The 18,765-nt window shown below is 64.4% G+C and carries 15 protein-coding genes and 1 CRISPR repeat array; of the genes, 5 read left to right on the top strand and 10 right to left on the bottom strand.

The window, feature by feature from the left end:
- The first annotated feature begins 40 nt into the window (after window positions 1-40).
- Window positions 41-812: direct repeats of the CRISPR family, unit length 36 nt; unit sequence GCTTCAATGAAGGGCGGGGAATATTCCCCGCCAAAC.
- Window positions 813-982: 170 nt separating this feature from the next.
- Genes cas2 through cas7u form a run of 6 tightly spaced genes read right to left on the bottom strand, consistent with a single transcriptional unit; the run spans window position 983 to window position 9,713 of the window.
- The gene (gene cas2, locus ACOGW9_RS00005) at window positions 983-1,279 is read right to left on the bottom strand and encodes a CRISPR-associated endonuclease Cas2 (RefSeq protein WP_419907187.1); all 297 of its coding nucleotides are present in this window, start codon (window positions 1,277-1,279) and stop codon (window positions 983-985) included.
- A 4-nt stretch (window positions 1,280-1,283) separates the two neighbouring features.
- Entirely contained in the window at window positions 1,284-2,924 is a 1,641-nt protein-coding gene (gene cas1, locus ACOGW9_RS00010) for a CRISPR-associated endonuclease Cas1 (RefSeq protein WP_419907189.1), read from the bottom strand.
- Window positions 2,917-3,849, bottom strand: a complete 933-nt coding sequence (locus ACOGW9_RS00015; RefSeq protein ID WP_419907191.1) for a hypothetical protein — start codon at window positions 3,847-3,849, stop codon at window positions 2,917-2,919. The genes cas1 and ACOGW9_RS00015 overlap by 8 nt, the downstream gene beginning before the upstream one ends.
- Window positions 3,849-6,875, bottom strand: a complete 3,027-nt coding sequence (gene cas3u, locus ACOGW9_RS00020) for a type I-U CRISPR-associated helicase/endonuclease Cas3 (RefSeq protein WP_419907193.1) — start codon at window positions 6,873-6,875, stop codon at window positions 3,849-3,851. Before cas3u ends, ACOGW9_RS00015 begins: the two co-directional genes overlap by 1 nt.
- Before the next feature lie 7 nt (window positions 6,876-6,882).
- Window positions 6,883-8,478, bottom strand: coding sequence for a type I-U CRISPR-associated protein Csb2 (csb2, locus tag ACOGW9_RS00025; RefSeq protein ID WP_419907195.1), 1,596 nt, complete (start codon window positions 8,476-8,478; stop codon window positions 6,883-6,885).
- Complete coding sequence (gene cas7u / locus ACOGW9_RS00030; protein WP_419907197.1) at window positions 8,475-9,713, bottom strand: type I-U CRISPR-associated RAMP protein Csb1/Cas7u; 1,239 nt, start codon at window positions 9,711-9,713, stop codon at window positions 8,475-8,477. The genes csb2 and cas7u overlap by 4 nt, the downstream gene beginning before the upstream one ends.
- A gap of 190 nt (window positions 9,714-9,903) precedes the next feature.
- On the opposite strand from cas7u, the gene ACOGW9_RS00035 reads away from it, so the two are divergent.
- From ACOGW9_RS00035 to ACOGW9_RS00055, 5 genes are all read left to right on the top strand, one after another.
- The gene (locus tag ACOGW9_RS00035) at window positions 9,904-10,185 is read left to right on the top strand and encodes a hypothetical protein (RefSeq protein ID WP_419907198.1); all 282 of its coding nucleotides are present in this window, start codon (window positions 9,904-9,906) and stop codon (window positions 10,183-10,185) included.
- A 317-nt stretch (window positions 10,186-10,502) separates the two neighbouring features.
- Window positions 10,503-10,967: a hypothetical protein gene (locus tag ACOGW9_RS00040; RefSeq protein WP_419907200.1), complete on the top strand. Its 465-nt coding sequence runs from the start codon at window positions 10,503-10,505 to the stop codon at window positions 10,965-10,967.
- Window positions 10,968-11,092: 125 nt separating this feature from the next.
- Entirely contained in the window at window positions 11,093-11,689 is a 597-nt protein-coding gene (locus ACOGW9_RS00045) for an ArsR/SmtB family transcription factor (RefSeq protein ID WP_419907202.1), read from the top strand.
- Window positions 11,682-12,143 carry a HEPN domain-containing protein gene (locus ACOGW9_RS00050; protein ID WP_419854413.1) on the top strand — a complete coding sequence of 154 codons (462 nt, stop codon included), beginning with the start codon at window positions 11,682-11,684 and terminating at the stop codon, window positions 12,141-12,143. The genes ACOGW9_RS00045 and ACOGW9_RS00050 overlap by 8 nt, the downstream gene beginning before the upstream one ends.
- Before the next feature lie 196 nt (window positions 12,144-12,339).
- Entirely contained in the window at window positions 12,340-13,560 is a 1,221-nt protein-coding gene (locus tag ACOGW9_RS00055; RefSeq protein ID WP_419907205.1) for an HNH endonuclease, read from the top strand.
- 240 nt (window positions 13,561-13,800) lie between these two features.
- Here ACOGW9_RS00055 and ACOGW9_RS00060 read toward each other — a convergent pair whose 3' ends face one another.
- The 4 genes from ACOGW9_RS00060 to ACOGW9_RS00075 form a co-directional block, all read right to left on the bottom strand.
- A complete protein-coding gene (locus ACOGW9_RS00060) occupies window positions 13,801-14,322 on the bottom strand; it encodes a hypothetical protein (protein WP_419854415.1) in 522 nt (173 codons plus the stop codon).
- Window positions 14,323-14,325: 3 nt separating this feature from the next.
- On the bottom strand, window positions 14,326-14,958 hold the full coding sequence (locus tag ACOGW9_RS00065) for a DUF4276 family protein (RefSeq protein ID WP_419854416.1): 633 nt from the start codon (window positions 14,956-14,958) through the stop codon (window positions 14,326-14,328).
- Window positions 14,955-16,133 (bottom strand): AAA family ATPase, encoded by a 1,179-nt coding sequence (locus ACOGW9_RS00070; RefSeq protein ID WP_419907207.1) that lies wholly within the window; start codon window positions 16,131-16,133, stop codon window positions 14,955-14,957. Before ACOGW9_RS00070 ends, ACOGW9_RS00065 begins: the two co-directional genes overlap by 4 nt.
- 286 nt (window positions 16,134-16,419) lie before the next feature.
- On the bottom strand, window positions 16,420-18,414 hold the full coding sequence (locus tag ACOGW9_RS00075; protein WP_419907210.1) for a fibronectin type III domain-containing protein: 1,995 nt from the start codon (window positions 18,412-18,414) through the stop codon (window positions 16,420-16,422).
- Between the last annotated feature and the right edge of the window lie 351 nt (window positions 18,415-18,765).

Here is an 18,765-nt window from a genome sequence, read left to right on the forward strand (position 1 = left end):
AACACCAGCTCCCCGGCTTGCGGGCGAACGCACTCCAAGCGCTTCAATGAAGGGCGGGGAATATTCCCCGCCAAACCGGAAGGTTGCAGGTATCGAATCCTGCTCCCGTTCCCGCTTCAATGAAGGGCGGGGAATATTCCCCGCCAAACATGTTGGTGTCGTCCACGAACAGTCCGTCGGCGGTGATGCTTCAATGAAGGGCGGGGAATATTCCCCGCCAAACGCGGCGAGGTCGTCGTCGTCACGTCGTCGGGCGGCTTGCTTCAATGAAGGGCGGGGAATATTCCCCGCCAAACCGTGATCGACCACTCAGCCGTGCACCCACAATGAAGGGCGGGGATTCCCCGCCAAACCTAGGCCTGCACCGCGGCACATCGGCTTCAATGAAGGGCGGGGAATATTCCCCGCCAAACGACTGCCGCCGAGTCGCCGCCACAGCACCGCGCACCGCTCGGCTTCAATGAAGGGCGGGGAATATTCCCCGCCAAACCGCACCGGCTCGCCGTCGGCATCGCCTGCCCCGCGTGCGCTTCAATGAAGGGCGGGGAATATTCCCCGCCAAACCCGGGCGGCGCATCGCAGGGCGACCGGCGCTTCAATGAAGGGCGGGGAATATTCCCCGCCAAACCGCCAGTCGCCCTCATGGAAGGGCGGGGAATATTCCCCGCCATGGGGCGGCGAGCCGGCCTAGGTGCTTCAATGAAGGGCGGGGAATATTCCCCGCCAAACGACGGGTGGCCATCGCAGGCGCACTGCGGGGAATATTCCCCCGACGAGCTTCAATGAAGGGCGGGGAATATTCCCCGCCAAACCGCTCTCGAAAACTACCGGCTGTGACCAGCGGCTTTGAGAGCGGTTGCGAGCGCTCCATGTGTTGGAGCGCCCGGGAAGCATGAGATTCTGTTGTCAAGGTGCATTTCAGGCCTGTACTTCAGGGCTGCGAGCGCTGCCCGGGTATCGAGGCCGGACTGGACCGCTCGCATCAGACGATTACCGGCCCGGATTGTGGCAGTGGTGGAGCTATACCGAGAAAATCAAAGCAGTCTCGGCCGCGTTCCGTTGGCATTCCTAGGTCGATGAACGCAACTGTATCCTCTCCATGGTGGATCACTTCGCCGAGTTCGAACTTGAGATCTATCAACTCGATGTGGTCTAGATCGCTGATGAAAACGCTGTAATGCATCGGCCAGCCGTATGCCTTCATGGCCTTGTGGACCTTGCGCAACCGCTTCGGATCTCGGATGTCGTATGAGACCAGGTACCGACGTCGATCACTCATTGCTCTACCTGGTCATGAAGGGGACGTACTCAGGAATCTCGCCGAGCATGCTTGCTGCGAGCATCCGTGCCTGCACTTCGAGCACACGACGGTAGGTGATCTTGTAGCCATATGTCGGGTGAGTGATCTCGTGGTCGAGGCGCCGCTCGTAGGCAGCGATGACCGCTCGGCGGGCGGGCTGCTCCAGCGCCACTCCCCCGGCGCGGACGACAAATCCGTTCTCAGCCACCTCGCCGTTGTTCACGGCGTTCACGACGACTGACTCAGCGATGATGGGGCGGAACTCCTCAGCCAGATCGAGCGCTAGCGCCGGCCTCCCGAATCTCGGCCGGTGATAGACGCCCAGGTAGGGATCGAAGCCGACCGAGAACGCCACCGCCGCGAGGTCCTTGACCAAGAGGGCGTACAGGAACGACAACAGGCAATTCACGGGATCTCGGGGAGGCCGCCGGTTGCGCCCATCGAAGTCGAATGTCCCGAGGCGGTCGCCTTTTAGCATCGTCGCGAAGCTGCCGAAGTACGAGCGAGCTGCGGCGCCTTCGATCCCGAGCAGCGACTCGACCGAGTCAGCCTCAGCAGCCTTGGCAGCGAGCTCCTTCATCTGCGCGACGGCTGAGTCCACCGGTTCACGAGAGTTGCGCATCAACAGGGTTCGGGAGTTGCGGATCTTCCCGACAATCATCTGACGCGCCAACGGCAGGCCGGCTTGGGCTACCACCGCAACCTGGCGCCGCCGCAGTTCCACGTGCTTGGACGGCAGGCCGTGGGCCATCCCTTGGAACCATCCCCCGTAGCTGAACCAGCACACCGGGATGTCTTGTCGGAACGCTGCGTGGAGAAGCTGAGTGGATACCTGCACGTTGCCAGTGAGGTTGATCTGCGAGACATCGATCAGGCGCTCGCTGCTGACCACCTCGCGGTTGACCTTCACTTCAATCCGGCGCTGGCTGATGCCGAGCCGAGCACCTTGCTGGCCGACATACAGCGGCCGTGCAGCCGAGTCGCGAGGTGTCAGGCGTCGAGGCGTCCCTTCGACACGCCCGGTGTGGAAGTTGGTCTCGTCGGGAAGGCAGATGCCGACCAGCGAACAACGCGGGCACTTCGGGCTGTCCACCAGCGGCGGCGGCGGATCGTCGGCAGCGGCGACCTCGCGCAGACGGTCGACTGTGTCGAGCGTCCGGTCGACCAATCGGTCGTCGAACTCAACAGTTGTGCGTTCGCGCGACGAGGCGAAATAGAACTGGCCGTGGTCGCAGTCGTAGCCGTTCTCGCGCAGGATCAACCCGATTGCAGCCAGCTGCTGTAGTTCGGGCTCCCACGCGGGGCCGTGCTTCGGCGGCCGGCCCCGCTTGACCTCCACTGGCACGACCTTGCCGTCGGAACCCTCGACGATGTCCGTCTTCGCAATGAGGCCCAGACGCTCGGAACTCACGAGCACAGAGCGAGCGTCGCGAACAGGATCGTCCTCCGACGACTCACCCATGCGTCCGCCGCCCTTGTCCACGTTGCGATGCACATAGCGGCCGTGCACCGTGTCAGCGTTGTCCTCGAATCTGGCCTGGACCCATTCGAGGTAGAACAGCCGCGGGCAGTACACGAACTCGTTGACCATCCGGGCCGGCACGAGCTCAGGTACGTCAGTCACGTTGCCAGATCACTCTCGGCGGCCCGAAGCGCCCGTACTTGCTGGTCCGGTCGATACTCGACGTCAGGATCCGGGTAATCCCCCAGCCAGCGAGTTGACGTGTCCGGGCGACGTATGGAGCTAAATCAACGCTGGCCGCATCGGACGGCGGGATCGATGCGTGGGCTATGTACGTTCTGGAGACCCGATTCGGTACGGGGCGCTCCCATAGCGGCCATGAGAAGCACCCTTGGTTCCATGTCCCGTGGCACGCCGTGGTCGCAGTCTTTCGGTGACCGCGGAATACCGGGAAATGGAACATGCCCAAGATGGCGAGGCATTGGGCACCTGCGCACGAGAGTTTCGGATTCCTCGCGGCGTCAGTCGGGTCGAACGCTTCAAGCGCATATTGGCGGTCATCGATGACGTCCCAGCCGAGCGACGGGAGTCGATCGTCGTATCGCCACGCCCCCGACATGGTTTGTGCAATGTCCTCTGGACTTGTCTCAGAGAGAATTCTCCGCATCATGTCGAGGAGCTTCTGATTCCCGGAGGTGAAGTCAAGATCTGTCGGCTTCGCCTTCGTTCGAGACATCGCATCGAGACTGTTCTCCGCGACTAGTGACGCCGCCAATACCCCGTTTCTCGGAATGCGCGATTCGGCTAGGTAATCCCGGATCGCAGTTGCAGGAAACTTGGCATCACCACGAGGTGGCCTTGGATTCAGCGCTGCTCCTTCGGACCAGCCCTCCGCCACCGAAACGACACGCGAGACGATTTCGTCCAAGTCGAAGACGCAGTCGACAATGGCCACCGAAGTGAGCGAGTCGGCCCACCCAAGATGCAGTTCACAGTCGGTCTCGGCGAGTGCGACCTGCACTCCGAGTCCCGCCAGAAACCCGAGCGGGTTGTTGCCAGTCAGTCCAGGGAGTTCGAGTTCTGGCATCAGCGAACTTCCTGGTCGGCGCTGGCGAGTCCCTGTGCTTCAGCTTCGCTCTGGCGGTGGTCGGCGCGGCGGAGGATTGCTTCGAGCCACGCGAGGCCGTGGTGCCCGTACTTGGTGCTCAGCCGCCAGAAGCGATCGGCCATCTCGAGGGCGAGAGTGGATTGGCTGAAGTCGGACCGGGCACTCAGCGCATGGCCGTCGTGTTGATAAGCCAAATCCTGGGGACAATCGTCGGGAACTATCCGCGGCAGCGGGCGACTGTGACCGTGGTGTGTAGCTACGAGGTGCAGTACGAGGTCTGCATCGTGGGCTCGCTCCATCAGCGCAGAGGAGGACTGTGCCAATGCGACGCTTGCGATCTCGTGTCGCACGGGTGGCCATGAACGACGCCGAATTCGGGCGCCACGAAGGGACTTGGCAAGCGGCTCGTCCAGCAGCTCGAGTTGGACCCGATCATGTCCGACCATCTGCGCCTGAAACCGACGGTCCACTTTGCCGAGGTCATGCAGCTCGCCAGCGAGCCGCAGGTCGGCAACCAATTCGGCACCCAGGCCCAGATTCTTGGCGAATCTCTCAACCCGTGCGCCTACCCCTTCGAGGTGGCGACGAAGAGGAATGCCGGTGCCGGTCAACGACGCATCGTCGTCTTCGCGGGATGCCGAGATATCAGGCTGCCTCTCGAAGAGCACGTAGTAGTCACCGACTCCGGGACTACGGCCGATCGGCCTGACACCGTCGTCCGAGTCTGAGACCAAGCTCCGTGAACGTCGAGAGGGGTCACTGAGGCGAACCAGCGCCCCGGCACCGTCGTTCCGGTCGGAAGCCGGGCTCTCGAACAGCCAACGCAATTGCGGCGGCACTGTTTCGCGGTCATGACCAAGCAACGCCTCGATCCACTCATCGATCTTCTCGTCGGGCGTGCGAGCGTCCCCGATTGGGTCATCGCTGTCAGCGAATTGATCGCTATGCGGCCGGGGCAGTCGGGGCGCTTCGTCGCCGAGCCACTCTGCAATCCACTCCTGAAGCTGACCGTCTAGGCGAATCGTGCAGCGCTTTCCGTAGGCCCACTGAGCCTCGTCACCGAGATCAGCAACAGCCTCTTGCGCCGTTGCTGCATCTCCACTGTCAGGCGAACTCGACTCTGCTGCAACGACACCTTGCGGGTCCCAGGTTCCGCCCGACAACCCACCTCGTGACGGGTCGACGACGATGACATCGCCCGGCTTGAGCTCGTCGATGTCGACCTCTTCGATGACTGCGTCGCCGCCGAGGTACCGGCAAACTCGATGTTGCCCGGCTGTTGCAACCCCGTCGCCGCTTGCGTGTCCCGGGCTGTCATCCGGGGCGGGTGTGGCCACATCGGCTATCGGCGTCTCGTCGTCGCGCTGCAGCCATGCGCGAGCGGCGGATATCGGCACCGTCAAGTACTCCGCCTGCCGCGGGCGAACAGCCTGCAGTGCGTCGCGTCGCGGGTCCCGGCGCCACACGACGGACACCTCCGGCTCGGGCGGGTTCTCGTCGAAACCGTGCAGGAACTCGCTGATTTCCGGTTGCACAAGTGGCTCAGGTCGGGTCTGTGACCACGCCTCAATGTGGGTCGGCAACAGCAAAGGTGCTTCCGCAGTCGGGGCACTGGCGTCAGGTGGCATGTCAGCGAGCGATTCGCTCGACGACCCGATGTCTATGTGCCCGCCGGCAGCTCGCTCATTCAGTTCCCGCCACGTGACCTTGACGGCTTCGCCATAGATCGGATCAGATCGCTTGCCTTCGACATCCGACTTCAACCCCAGGACCCAGCAGCGCGCTGGCTCGTTCATTTGTGCCGCCAGCGAGCCACGCCGATCCAGACGACCGACACGCTGACGCAAACTGTCCACCGGGCAGGCTTCGGTGATGAGCGCGTCAAAGCTGAAATCGGCTCCGACCTCGATCGCTTGGGTGGCGACTACGACCGTCCGGCCTGCATCGGGGTCTCGAATATCGGGATCGACAAGAGCCTGTATCTCCCGAAGCCGACGTGCTCGATCCAACGGGCGCATGCGACCCGTGATCAAGTGCGAAGAGACACCCGCGCGGCGCAGTGCGCGATCGACTTCCCGCGCTGTGCGCACCCGGTTCACTACGACACCGATGCTTCGCTCGTGGGGCTCGAGTTCCTTCTCGAGGATCGTCGTGATCTTCCTGGGCAGCGCCGCATGCGCCGCCGAGCCCGCAATCGGAATCAGGGTTGCTCGCTTGGCTGCGCGAGTGATCTGACGGAGCCGGCTGCTCGGTGCGTCGCGACCATCGAGGTCAGCAGCGGGTTGCAATGCGAAACGGCGGCGGTCCTCGCAGGGAGGCGTAGCGGACATCTCCACGATGCAGCCGCGCCTCGGCAGCAGGTCCGCATTGAGCGAGTTAACAGTCGGCTCCTTCTCGATGCCGCGCAGCGTGTCGACGAAGGGCCTGCTCAGATGCACTTCGTCGAGGATGACTAGGCAATCGTTGCCGGCGAGGCCAGCATGAATGGGCCACATGCCCTGACTGACCCCATAGCCGCGGAACAGCAGCTTGGAGCCGAACTGGTCGACGGTGGACACCATGACCCATGGCTGATCGGGCCGAAGCGACCAATCGTTGTCGATCGGGACACCGCCACGCAGAGCGGATACGCCGATCAGATCTGTCAAGTCATCAGCGGTGTCCCCGAGTACTGAGCGCATCCGGTTGAGCACACCGTTCTCGGCAGCGCGGATCGAGTCGCTGATCTTGCGGGCCCGCTCGTAGACCTGATCGACCACGATGCGACGGTCGATCACGAACACGACGCGCCGTGGAAAGACATCTGGTCGTGCTGCGAGCGTGAACACCGCGGTGTCGAGGACTGCTGTCTTGCCCGCGCCGGTCGGCAGGTCGATGACATCTGGCCATCGCCCCTCGGCGAGCACCTGACCCGTCAGACGCTCCTGCCATGGGTAGGGCTCATAACCATGCACCGACGTGAAGTAGCCCGCAAAGTCTTCGGCAGACAACGACTCAGCGCTCATCGGCAACCTATTCCTCGCCTGAGCCATCCGTTGATGGGTCCCAATCAGGAACCGGACGCATCAGGCCGAGGCCGAGGAACCTGCCTGAGCCCACGGTCAACGGTCCCTGGATCTCCTGACCGAATCGCACCGCGGCATGCACCAAACGACGACGCACGCCCTCGCCACGACGCGTGCCTTGCACAAAGGCCGGATAGGCAGCCGCACCGCGAACACCGGCGATCAGCGGATCAAGCGAGACCGCAACGGCCTCGGGTTCGGGCAGACCGACGTGGACGCACGACTGTCGCACTTGCGCTTCGGCTGCAGCCCACGCCTTGGCTCTTGCGCTCGGCGAACCACGGGCCAGCCGGCCGGGATTCTTCGGCAGGGCAATCGGTGTCGCGCTCGCCCAGCTGCGAGACGCCCGTGCCCACGTTCCGCTCCGCAGACTTGAGAGTTCGAATGGAGGCTGCTTGCGTTGAAGGTCGATCACATCTCCTCTGGCCAGCGTCAGCCGGCAGAGACCAGGTGGCTCGGATTGCTCCCAGCGACCAATGGCGCGGTATGCGGCGCGGGCTGCGAGTTCGTCGAGCCCTTCGGGGAGCAGCACGGCCAATCCCATGACCCGTCCGTCCGCATGGGCATGGCCGACGTTGGGCAGGGACAGGAAGGCGACATGAGGGTCACGGCTCGGCGAGCTGTTGGACCGGTGACCGCTCAGTCCTTCAGGCAACGGGTCCTCGGCATGGTGGAAGACAGCACCACGCAAGGCTTCAGTCAGTTCGACTGTGCGGGTCATCGGCATGCGGCGCCTGTCCGCAGGGATCTCGAAGACGACGAGGTCGCCGGCGATGTCCGGTCGTACGATCGAACCCACGTCCACATCGCTACGAACCTGCGAATAGCGCACACCGACGAAGGGCAACGCCCGAGGGCGCACGCCCAAGTGCTGCGAATGCGCCTGCTCCAGCGCAGCGAGCTGACCCCGCTGGGTACATCGCAGCACCATCGACCCCTCTCCAGGCGCAATCGTTGGTGCCGGCGGCGACCCAACCAGCCGGCACGACACCAAAGACGACGAGTGGCCGATACGCGTGACCCTGCCCAGCAGCTCGTCAAGCGCCGCTGTGAGGTGGGGTTCGGGGACTTGGTCCCAAGCAAATGTCACCACTGGACTATCGGGAGTGACCGACGGAAATTGTCGTTCCTGCTTGCCGCGACCTGATACCCACTCACCTTTCTCACCGAACCAGAGGATCTTGCCGTTGGATTTCTTATGCCATGCATAGCGGGTGGGAGGCAGGTAACCCTCTGGAAGAACTTCGGCCGCCGTAGCAGAGCCACTCGCAATCGCCGCATCGTTCACTGGCACGAAGTGGCTCACTGAGGAGCGAATTGCGACTTCATCCTCTGGCGAAGCCGCGATCGCCGGTGCGTCTTGGCGCTCCAGCCACTCGAGGGCATGCTTCTCTTCAGCATCGGGGACCTCAGCGTCGGCCCAAGTGGCTACGAGGGCCGAGAACAGACGGGCCGGATGCGGTGGCCATTCGTGCTGCAGACGGTCGTGGTGCGCCGTCGCGACATACCGACCCGTCAAGAGCGTGACCTCGACGACGGTCACTCGGATTCCGTTTCACCCTCGCGTGCCGACACCTCGCGGCTGCGTCTGAGCAGTTCAATCAGCTTGGCGGCGGGCACGAGTCGAACCTCATCTGTCGTCCAACCAAGACCAGCTTCAGCCGCTTCCTGTGCCGACCGCTCGATCAATGCGCTGCTGGACCTGCGATCAAGCTCAATGACCTCCGGTTCGGCACCATCGCGCCTTACCAACTCGACCCGCGGTGGACCCTCCGGAATCAGGAGGCAACGCGATCGCAGGTCGAAATCCACCTCATAGCCATAGGCGATCGCCGCAATACCCAAAGCGGCGACAGCAGTTCGAGCGGCGAGTGAAGCTTCCCGTGATGCGTCGGCGAATCTCAGCCTGCGAATAGCCGCTAGAGAAATAACGGTGGTTTGTACGGCATACGAGATCGTCACTCCTCCGCCGATGACCGCTCCGTCGGCATTGACATCGAAGCTGGGCGTGATGTTGCCGTGGTTCGCCTCCGCAGGTCGCCCCGTCTTCTTGAGCGGTTTGGGCTTGCCACCCGCTTGAACAGCCTCAGCGGGATCGAGCGTCCACACTTGGTCGCTCTCCTTGTGCTCCAGCAGGGTGGCAGAGCTACGTTCAATCTGAAGCGGATCGATTCGACTTGAGACACCCTTGCCCACGACGGCGTCGTGGCCGACGATCTCTGAGACGTAGCTTCGCTGGAACTTGGCACCGAGTCCCCCTTTGGGACCGGTGGAATCCCATTGACCGAAGAGCAACGCCGACGGTGCGTAGCGAAACATTGCGGTGGCATTGCGAGGCCGCGCGTCAGTGATCGCCTTCCCGATATCCGAGAGGCGAAACAGCGTGCCATCGAGCAAGCTGTCGCGGAAAATGGCATCGGCCAGGCGGTGGGGCGCTTCGAGCACGGTGACGCGCCCGATGTCCGCACCAATCTGCTCGCTTGTGAAATCAACGAATGGGACTGGAAACTCCAATTCGCCAGACTCCCAACCCTCTAGGAGTGCCAGTTCCGCCCGATTCGCCTGAGACGCCACCGAGTCCAACAACACGGTGTGCCTTACCTCCCCGTCAACCAATCGCTCTTCCATGGCGTAGCGATGGCCGCTGCGCACCGCATAAGTCGGGGGGAAGACTTTGCCTCCCTCGCCATCCGCCGGCTGCAAGCGCAAGATCGAGCGCAGCGCAACCGCCCCGCCCGCCACAGCATCCCGCAGTGTCTCGTAGGTCAACTCAGCCACGTCCGCTCCTTCGCGATATGCATCGCATTCATTTCTCTGTGCTCTCTTCGCGAACGTAGTTTCACGGTGTTACATGAATGCGGATGGACACCCGTCCCGGTGATGCGCTGCTGCCGAGTAGCCCGGCTCACGGCCTCTGGCTCTGCCTCGGTGTCGATACTTGTGGCACCTCCTTCATACGGTTGTTCCCATGGAAACGGACAGCAGCGACCGGGTTGGCGGCGGCGACTCCCCCGCTCCACATGCCACACATGAGGCGTCTGCTGGTGTCGGGGTGCGGGCCGACGCGGTAGCGGTGTCGGAACTGTCCGACGCAGCGCTGCATCGCCAGCTGGCCGAGGCCGGCCCGGTCACGTCGGGCGGACCGACGCTGCTTGGGCGTCTGTCTCACCAACGGTCGAACTCGCTGAATGGCGGCACCTCGACCAACTCTGTGCTCATCATCAACAGCGCGTCCGCGCGCACTGCGTAACTGCCGCACATGAGCGGTAAGGCCGTGCTCGTCGATCTGCGATTCCAGACGCATGCAGGGCCGGGCGCCCACGACCTGACAGCGAGCGCCGTAGCAAGCGGGACCTTGCTCCACCGCCGAGTCGTTCCCGCCATGCCATCGTCAGGCACGGCGATGGCCTGAGCGCCCAGACCGGCATCGCTGCCGCGCCGACACCATTCTCATGGCAATCATGAGATGGCCTAAAAGCCATTCGGGTGTGCCGAACCGATGACATTACGTTTCGGGGGTGCATCGCGAGCCGAGCGGCAGGAGAGCGCATGGCTACCATTCAGACTGTGCCGGAGCAGCCCGCTGCAACAGACACGGCCAGCGAGACAGACGGCCCCGACAGTGCGGCCGACTCCCGAGTGTCGGCGGGCGGGCGCGATGGCGGCGCGGGCAGCACACAACCGGCACCGACTGCCGGTGATCGCAGCAGCAGTCGCAGGCCCTTCCTCGGCCAGACGGCCGCGATCACGATCATCGCCGCGCTGATCGCGTCCATGACGCTCGCGGCGGTCACGGCGTTCAACACGCTCCGCTCCGACATCATCTCCGTGCGGACCGAGCTGCGAGAGGAGATCAACGGTGAGATCGGATCACTGCGCACCGAGATGCGAGACGAGATCGGATCACTGCGCACCGAACTGCACGACTTCCGAACCGAGGTCGGTGCGGTGCTGCTCGATCATGCCGAGCGTCTCGCGCGCATCGAAGCCCTGCTCTTGAACGGCACCATCGATTCGCGCCAGCAGTCCTGAGCACCAGCCCCAGTTGCATGGGACACCCGCCGTGGCGAACCGCTGCTCCGGTGGGCGCGCACTCGTACTGAATGCGGCAACGTTCGGACCTAAATATTCACATACTCGATGATAAGATTGAGAATGTGAATACGTCAGCGCCGGCGCTGGTGCCGCTGTTCAGATCAGATCAGCAGCTGCGCATCCTCGGAGTCCTCTTCGGCGGTACCGGAGATGAACTCACTGTGGGAGAACTCGCCGTGCGCGCTGAGGTTGCGCAAGCTACCGCGAGCCGCGAGGTCGCTCGTCTCGAACAGCACGGCCTCGTGAAGACGCGGGCTCTGGGCCGCAACCGGCTGGTGCGCCCTAACTGGAGACTCCCGTGGGCGCCGGAGCTGCGCTCGATCCTGTTGCAGACCGTCGGCGTGCTGGGGCGCCTCGGCGAGGCGCTCAGCGGGCTGGAAGGCGCCGACGAAGCGTTTGTGTTCGGGTCGTGGGCCGCTCGCTTCGAGGGCGAGCCGGGTCCCTTTCCGAACGATGTCGATGTCGTCGTCGTCGGTGACGTGCCGCTGCGGTCGGTTCGCAGAAAATGCCGTGAGGTCGAGCAGCACCTGCGAGTAGACATCAATCCTGTTGTGATCGACAAGGGTGCTTGGAGTGCTCCAGAAGCGGAGCCGTTCGTTGCTCATATCCGGGAGCAGCCGCTGGTGCCGATCTCACTCGATGCAGGCCCCGATGGCTGACTGGCTGGCGGAGGCGATTGCAACCGGAGACGTGGAGCGAGTGCCGGCGAACATGGGTGCCGCCGGCGAGCGCATCAACGACGCCAGGCGGCACGTCCATTCGGCCCGCAGAATCGCCGAGAGCGACACGACGCTTGCCATAGCAGCCTGCCACGACGCCATCCGCAAGGCCCTGACGGGCCACATGTCAGCTCGAGGGCTGCGCGTGCGCCGAGGCGAAGGCACTCATCGCATCACTCTCGACTACGCCCGGCACCATTTGGCAGGCACGATCAACGAGAGTGATCTGGTCGAAGCGAACGAGATCCGAATGGACCGCGCCCTCGCCGAATATGGCGACTTTGCGTCCAGAAAGTTGACTGCAAGCCACGCCCGTGATGCGGCCGACGTAGCGGAACGAGTCGTCAACGCAATCGCCAGCGCTCTCGCAGGCGAATCGACGCAGCAGATATAACCAGCGGCCGCGCCCGTGCGCAAGATCGCGCCCCGGGCGCATAGGCAACGCCGCGCGCCCTATCGGTGAAGGGTCGATCAACTCACCGGATGGACAGCCGCCGCGGCGATCCGCTGTGGTCGTGCTGTCGTGCAGCGCGGCCCTCGGCTCTGCCTCGGCTTGATACTTGTGACACCCTCTTCGTACGGTTGTTCTCATGGAAATGGACAGCGGCGACCGGGCTGGCGGCGGCGACTCCCCTGCTTCGGATGCGGCACGTGAGGCATCTGCCGGTGTCGAGGTGCGGGTCGATGCGGTGGCGGTGTCTGCGCTGTCCGATGCTGCGTTGCATCGCCGGTTGGCCGAGATCGGCCGGGCAACGTCGGCGTTGGCGGCGCTGCGCAGCGAGACGCTGCGGGAGCTGACGCGCCGTACTGACACCGCTACGGCTGAACAGACGGCCAAGGACACACTGAGAATCCCGGGGCGGGCGGCGCGCAGCGATGTGAAGCTCAGCGTGGCGCTCGGCGACCTCGACGCGACTCGCAGCGGTCTCGAGGAGGGCACGATTCCCGACGGGCACGCTCAGCTGATCGCCCGCGCATCGACTGAGGGGCCCATCGACGAGGCATGGCTGGCTGAGCGGGCTCAGCGCGAGGGGTATGACCAGTTCCGCCGCACCGTCGCCCGACATCAGGCTGAGGCGAGCAGTGATGACGGCGCCTCACTGCTGGAGCGCCAGCGCCAAGCGCGCGCAGGGAAGATCTTCACCAGCCGGCACGACGGCATGGTGGTGCTCAATGCCCAGTTCGACCCCGTCACCGGAGCTCGCCTGGCGTCCGTGATCGCCGCGACAGAACGGCGCCTCTACAGCAACGAAGACCCCAAGTCACGGCCGTCGCACCCCCAGCGCACCGCAGACGCGATTGCGATGCTGATGCTCGAGCCCGAGGCCGCACGGCCCGTGGGCACCTCACTGCTGGTGGTGGCCGACTACGACGCGGTGAACCATCAACTCACGAACGCCCGCCTGTCAGACGGCACTCCCATCCCCATCGGCGAGATCGGTCGCATCGCCGCCGACGCACAGGTACTGCCGGCGATCTTCAACCACGCAACCGGTGACCTGCGCATGGGCCGCAGCCGTCGCACAGCCACCGAACTGCAGCGTGCCGCGCTCGCACTCCGTGACCAAGGCTGCATCGGCTGCGACGTGTCGCCCGACTACTGCCGGGCGCACCACATCATCGAATGGCAGCACGGCGGCCGCACCGACTACGACAACCTCGTGCTGGTCTGCAACGACTGCCACCACAAAATCCACCACCACGGCCACACCGTCGAACAAGTGCCCTGCACCAGCCGCTACGAACTGCGTGCTCCTGCAACGCCGCCGACGACGGGTGACAGCACGGCCCCAAGAGCACCCCCAGCTTGAACGTCGGGGCGGCGGGGTGCGGGCCGGTCTCGGCCGAGAGCGCCCACAGCCTGTGTGCCGAGGCCGAGGATCGCGGGATCGGCGCCAAGGTGACCCGGCGTGTGGGATTGGCACCAATAGGACCCGGCTTGCCGGAGGCGGCAGACGGCGACCGACGAAAAGGCCCGCCATTCCTAGTCAAGCCGGAGCGTCCAGAAAGGCGGGCAGGATTGGGTTCACTCTACCGGCGGCGCTCCGTGCTCAGGCTCGGTTCGGCGTACCCCGTTGCAGCGCATCGAGCAGGTGGCCGGCGTGGGCGGTCAGGAGCGTGAGGCGGCAGGTTTTCGGCTCGCGAGCGCCGACCTGGTGCACGTAGGTCACGCGCAGGGCAGTGCTGCCGGTACCACCGAGCAGGCGATTGCTGCGCAGGCCCTTGTGCCACCAGCCGCCGAACTCCCAGAACGGTTCCACTTCGACGATCTCTGCGCTCACGACCGTTCGGGCATCCACGCGCTGACCGCGGAACGGCCGGACACGGGCCGTGAAGCCACCATCGTCGATCTGCAGTTCCAAACGCATACGGCTGAACATCCACGACGCAGCGGCGAACGGCATGACCAGCGGGACCGTGACCCACAACCGGGCTGTACCCGTCAGGTCATCGTCGGGGACCGCCGTGACGAGCGTGCCCAGCCCTGCCGCCATGACCAGCAGCGCCGCTACGAATATCTGCTGCGCGCGCCGGCTCTTGCCGTCGAACCGCTCCACGAGCTCGCTCGCCACGGCCTACAACGCTTCGAGTCGAGCGACCCAACCGTCGAAGCGAGGGCACTCTTCACGGATTCTCACGAGTCCGATCGCGTTGGCAATCGCCGGGCCGTGAAGCCGCTTCTCGTACTTCATCCCGTGGTCTTTGAAGCAGCGCTCGACCCTCTTGCTCGGGGCAGTCGTGTCGCCGTCGTTGATGTCCTCGGGCGTGCCGAAGCCAGCTGCAATCTGCCCGAGGGACTCCACTGCCGATGCTGGCAGGCCCGCAATGACGCCGAACGAACTCGGGTCCGAGAAGAGCAACGCCTCAAGCTCATACTGCTGGACGTACGCGAACTGCGGGGTGGCACGAGGCTCTCGCCGGCTGTGGTTGCCGATTGCCGCGTCGATTCGCGCCGTGAGGTCGTCAACCGTCTCGCCCGGCTCGAGCCGGCCGAAACGGTAGAAGTCCACCAACGAGGTCACGGCGTCGTAGTTCCAAGACAGCTTCGCCATGTGCGGCGCCAGCCGGTCGACGTTGATGTTTCCGCCTCGACTCCATGGCTTGATCGGGTCAACCAAGATGCCCTGGTCAGCGAGGTGCGGTGACAACAGCTGCTTGACGAGTTCTTCCTCGGTTTCGCCCTCGACCGCGACAGCCACCCGCTTCACGGGCGACCGCCGAGCAGGTTCATCTGCCAGAGTTCTCCCGTCGTGTAGTTCTCGTCAAGCCAGCGCACATAGTCCGCTCGGTTCAGGCGGCGCACCTTCGTCTCGGACTTCTCCAGTTCCATCACCACAATCTCGCTGAGATCGAATGCATCGACAAGCAACGGCGACTGGGTTGCCACGATCACCTGACACCGATCTGCGAGGGCTTCGATCATCGACCCCATCAGCGAGACAGCAGCAGGGTGCAGGCCCAGTTCTGGCTCATCGAGCACCATCACCTTGGGCAGCATGTCGGACGGAAGGTTGAGAAGCGTGACCAACGCGAAGAATCGCAGCGACCCATCCGAGGTCAGATGGGCGCCGAGAGTCTTGTCCCATTCCGCCGCGCGCCACCTCAAGATCGCTTTGCCGTTCCGTTCCTCAAGGAGAAACTGATCAAAGTTGGGCAGGATGCGTCGAATATTGCATTGGACCCACTCGTAGTGATCCGGGTACTCCTCCAAGAGTCGAAGTAGCACAGCGGCCAAGTTGCCGCCATCGGAGCGCAGCAAACGGTTGTCGCTCGCGTCCCATGGCCGCTTCATGGGGGCGCCTAGGGAGGTGTCGTGGAACTGAAAGGTGTGGCAATCCCTCAGCAGGTTGCAGACCACACGCGCCGTCGTCGGCTTGAGATCGGGAATGCGACCCTTGGCGGCGTCATCAATCCTCGCTTCAGTATGACCGCTGCCCACCGAGATCCATTTGGCCAACCCCGTCCCTCTTTTCGGATCGCTGAATCGCCAGCGCTCGTCGCTGAAGATGAAGCGATCGGGAGCACCGTAGGAGAGCGAGATCGAGTACTCGTTCAGTCCCTTTGAAGTCGAGAGGCGAACATCGGCATCCATTCGCGGCGTCACTTTGTTCCCCATGAACAGCTGGTCGTCGGCACCGCCGTATTGGTTAACGAACTGTTCAAGGCGGCCTGATCGCAGCATCCAACCCAACATCTCAAAGAAGCGAACGAAGTTTGACTTGCCCGAACCGTTCGCGCCGATGAGAACCGTTACGCCCCGCAATCCTTCCAACTCGACGTTAGCTAGCGAACGGAACCCGCGAATCGCCACTGACTCAAGCCTCGCCGTTGCAGATTCCGCAACTGTATGCGTCCGCTTTTCCCACTGGGATTCGTCATCCATCAGGAACTCGACACCTCATTGACCGGGGCTGCCTGTGGTCTGGCCCAACTCTGCGGCAATCGGATGCTTCTTGATCCTACGGTGCCACCCGGGGCGCGACGGGTTCGGAGGCGTCGCTACGACACGGGCGACGATTCGAGTTGGGGATTTGGAGGCATCAAATCCAGAGATGCCTGAAGCTGTTCGGCGGCGGTTGCTCGACCGGCTCCGGCTGTGGCGGATCAGTGTTCTGCGGCTCCGGCTGCTGCTGTGGCTACTGCTGTTCGGGTTCCGGCTGCGCGGCCTGTTACTCGGCCTCGGTCGGCAGGGTGATGCGGGCGTGGATGCGCTCGCCTTTGCCGGCTTCGTTCTGGGCTCGCACCCAGACCCGGTAGGTCGCGCCGGGCGTGAGGTTGCCGAAGGTGGTGGTCGTCTTGCCCGCCGCGATATTGCGGTTCTTGCCCTTGCCGGTGTCGGTGTTCTTGATGTGCGCGATGTAGCGGTCGGGCGTGTCGCCGGAGGCCGGGGCCTCCCAGGTGACGATGACCTTGTTGCGCTTGGCCGTCAGTTGCAGGCCGACCACCGGGCCGGGCGTCTCCACCGGGTCCGCGGTCTGCTGCTGCTGCTCTGGTTGTTGTTGTTCGGGGATTTGCTGCTGTGGCTGTTGTTGCTGTTGTGGTTCGGGGGCGTCGTCGTCGGGGACGGTGACGATCTTCGGCTCGGGGCGCGCCTCGGTCACCTCGATGCTGTAGGTGGTCGTGCCGCCGGAACCGCTGACCATGACGTACAGCTCGGTCGCGCCGCCGTCGGGCGCGAGGGCCAGATCGACCGTCGTGCCCGAGGGCCGCACCCGCGCCGGGCGCGTGAAGGTCGTCGCGCCCTGGCGCGAGCCCGCGTGCACGCTCTCCCCGCCGCTCCAGTGCGGCGCCAGCGTCACGCTCGTCGTCCCCGCCGGGACCTCCGCCCGGTACGACGTCACATCGGTCGAGAAGGCCGGGCTCAGCGCCACCACTCCCGAACCGGCCGTGAGCGCGAGCCCGGTCACGGTCAGCGGGTCGCGCTCTTGGTGCCTCGCCGCGTTCTGCGCGCTCTGTTCGTCCATGACAACGACGGTCACCCGGGCGCCCAGGTAATCCGGCGGGACCTCCGGCGAGTCGACGCTGTGGTCGACGTGCAGGACCTCGGCACGGGAGTCCGCGTCTTTTCCGGCGCTGACCGTGAACGTCTTCGGGCTCGTGTCTCCCGCCTCGACCCAGATCCGCTCGGGAGAGACCGTGATCGCGTCGATGTCGCTGTCGCCGGCGGCGCTGACGCGCGGGGAAATGTACGCGGCGTCCTCCAGCGGCGTCTTCAGGCGGACGGTGTAGGTCGCGCTGGCGCCCTCCTCCAGCCACACGGAGCCCGGGGAAGGAGCCAAAAAGCGGCAGTCGTCGTCGATGATCTCGATCGACACCACCAGGCCATGGTGCCGGTCCTGGCGGTCCCAGCCTCCCCAGTCGGGACCGCCGCCGATGCCGTGGTGCCTGATCCAGTACCGGGTGCCGGGCGGAGACTTGCACACGTTGTCGTCCACCGCGGTGAGCCGGACCGACTTGGACCGCTGCCAGTCCCCGCTCAAGTAATTGGGATGCGGAGCGGCCTTCCAAGTGACCGAGTTGTGGATCGTTAACAGACCGTTGTCGACATTGGGGTAATCACTGCCGTCCGGCCGGACGTTGTGATGCCGCGGCGCGATGATCAGATCCGCGGTCGGCGGCTGGTGGAGCACGATGCCGTAGGTGATCGATGCGCCCTCGGCGATCTTCATGCGCCCGGGTCCCATTGGGTGGAACCCGTCAACAGACATGCTGCCCTGGCGGCCGATCGAGACCGGCTGGGGGCAGGATGCGCCGCTGGCCACGATGCTGAGCACCGCGCCGCGGCCGCCGGACCAGCTGGCGGTGGTGTCAAACTCAGCCGTCTCGTCGTTGAACGGATGCGTGGCCGAGGAAAACGCATGGGCGGTCGCGCCGACGCAGAACTTGTAGCTGTCCAGCGCGGTCGCCACGCTGCGGTTGAAAGATACAACGATGTCGTTGTGGGCTGACCTGTACACGATCTGGGTAATCGACCAGGCGTTGCCTCCCAACGTGAAGTCGTCTTCCGACAGGTTGTCCGTGTCGCTGCACTCGGCGTCCGTTGTCCCGTTCAGGCAGCCAGCTCCATTGTCCAGCGTCTGCGCCGCCAGCGTGGCGGACCAGGATGGTGTCTGCGCCGCGGCCGGCTGGGCGGTCAACGTGAGCGCGGTGCTGAGCATGAGCATGCTGGCCGCTGCGGCCAGCGTCAGTTTGAGGGCGGAACGTCTACCCCCCCCCCCCCCCGAACATGCGTGCGGTTCGGGTCGGGGTACGTGCTGGTTCAGTCATCATTCATGCCCTTGTCGTTCGCCCTTGTCGTCCATGGACGCGGGCGACACTACACGCGGCAGACCGCGGACAGACACATGCCGGCTGCGCCGGGGTCGCACATTCCGCGCATATGAGGAATCGCCCTCACGGTGCGGGGAGACGGTCGCACACGGGCCGTGAAGCCACCGTCATCGATCTGCAGTTCCAAGCGCATGCGACCGAACACCCACGACCCGGCAGCGAGTGCCGTGACCAGCGGGATTGGG

Origin of the sequence: Candidatus Poriferisodalis sp., assembly GCF_965203655.1 — a bacterium.
Lineage (GTDB): Bacteria > Actinomycetota > Acidimicrobiia > Acidimicrobiales > Poriferisodalaceae > Poriferisodalis.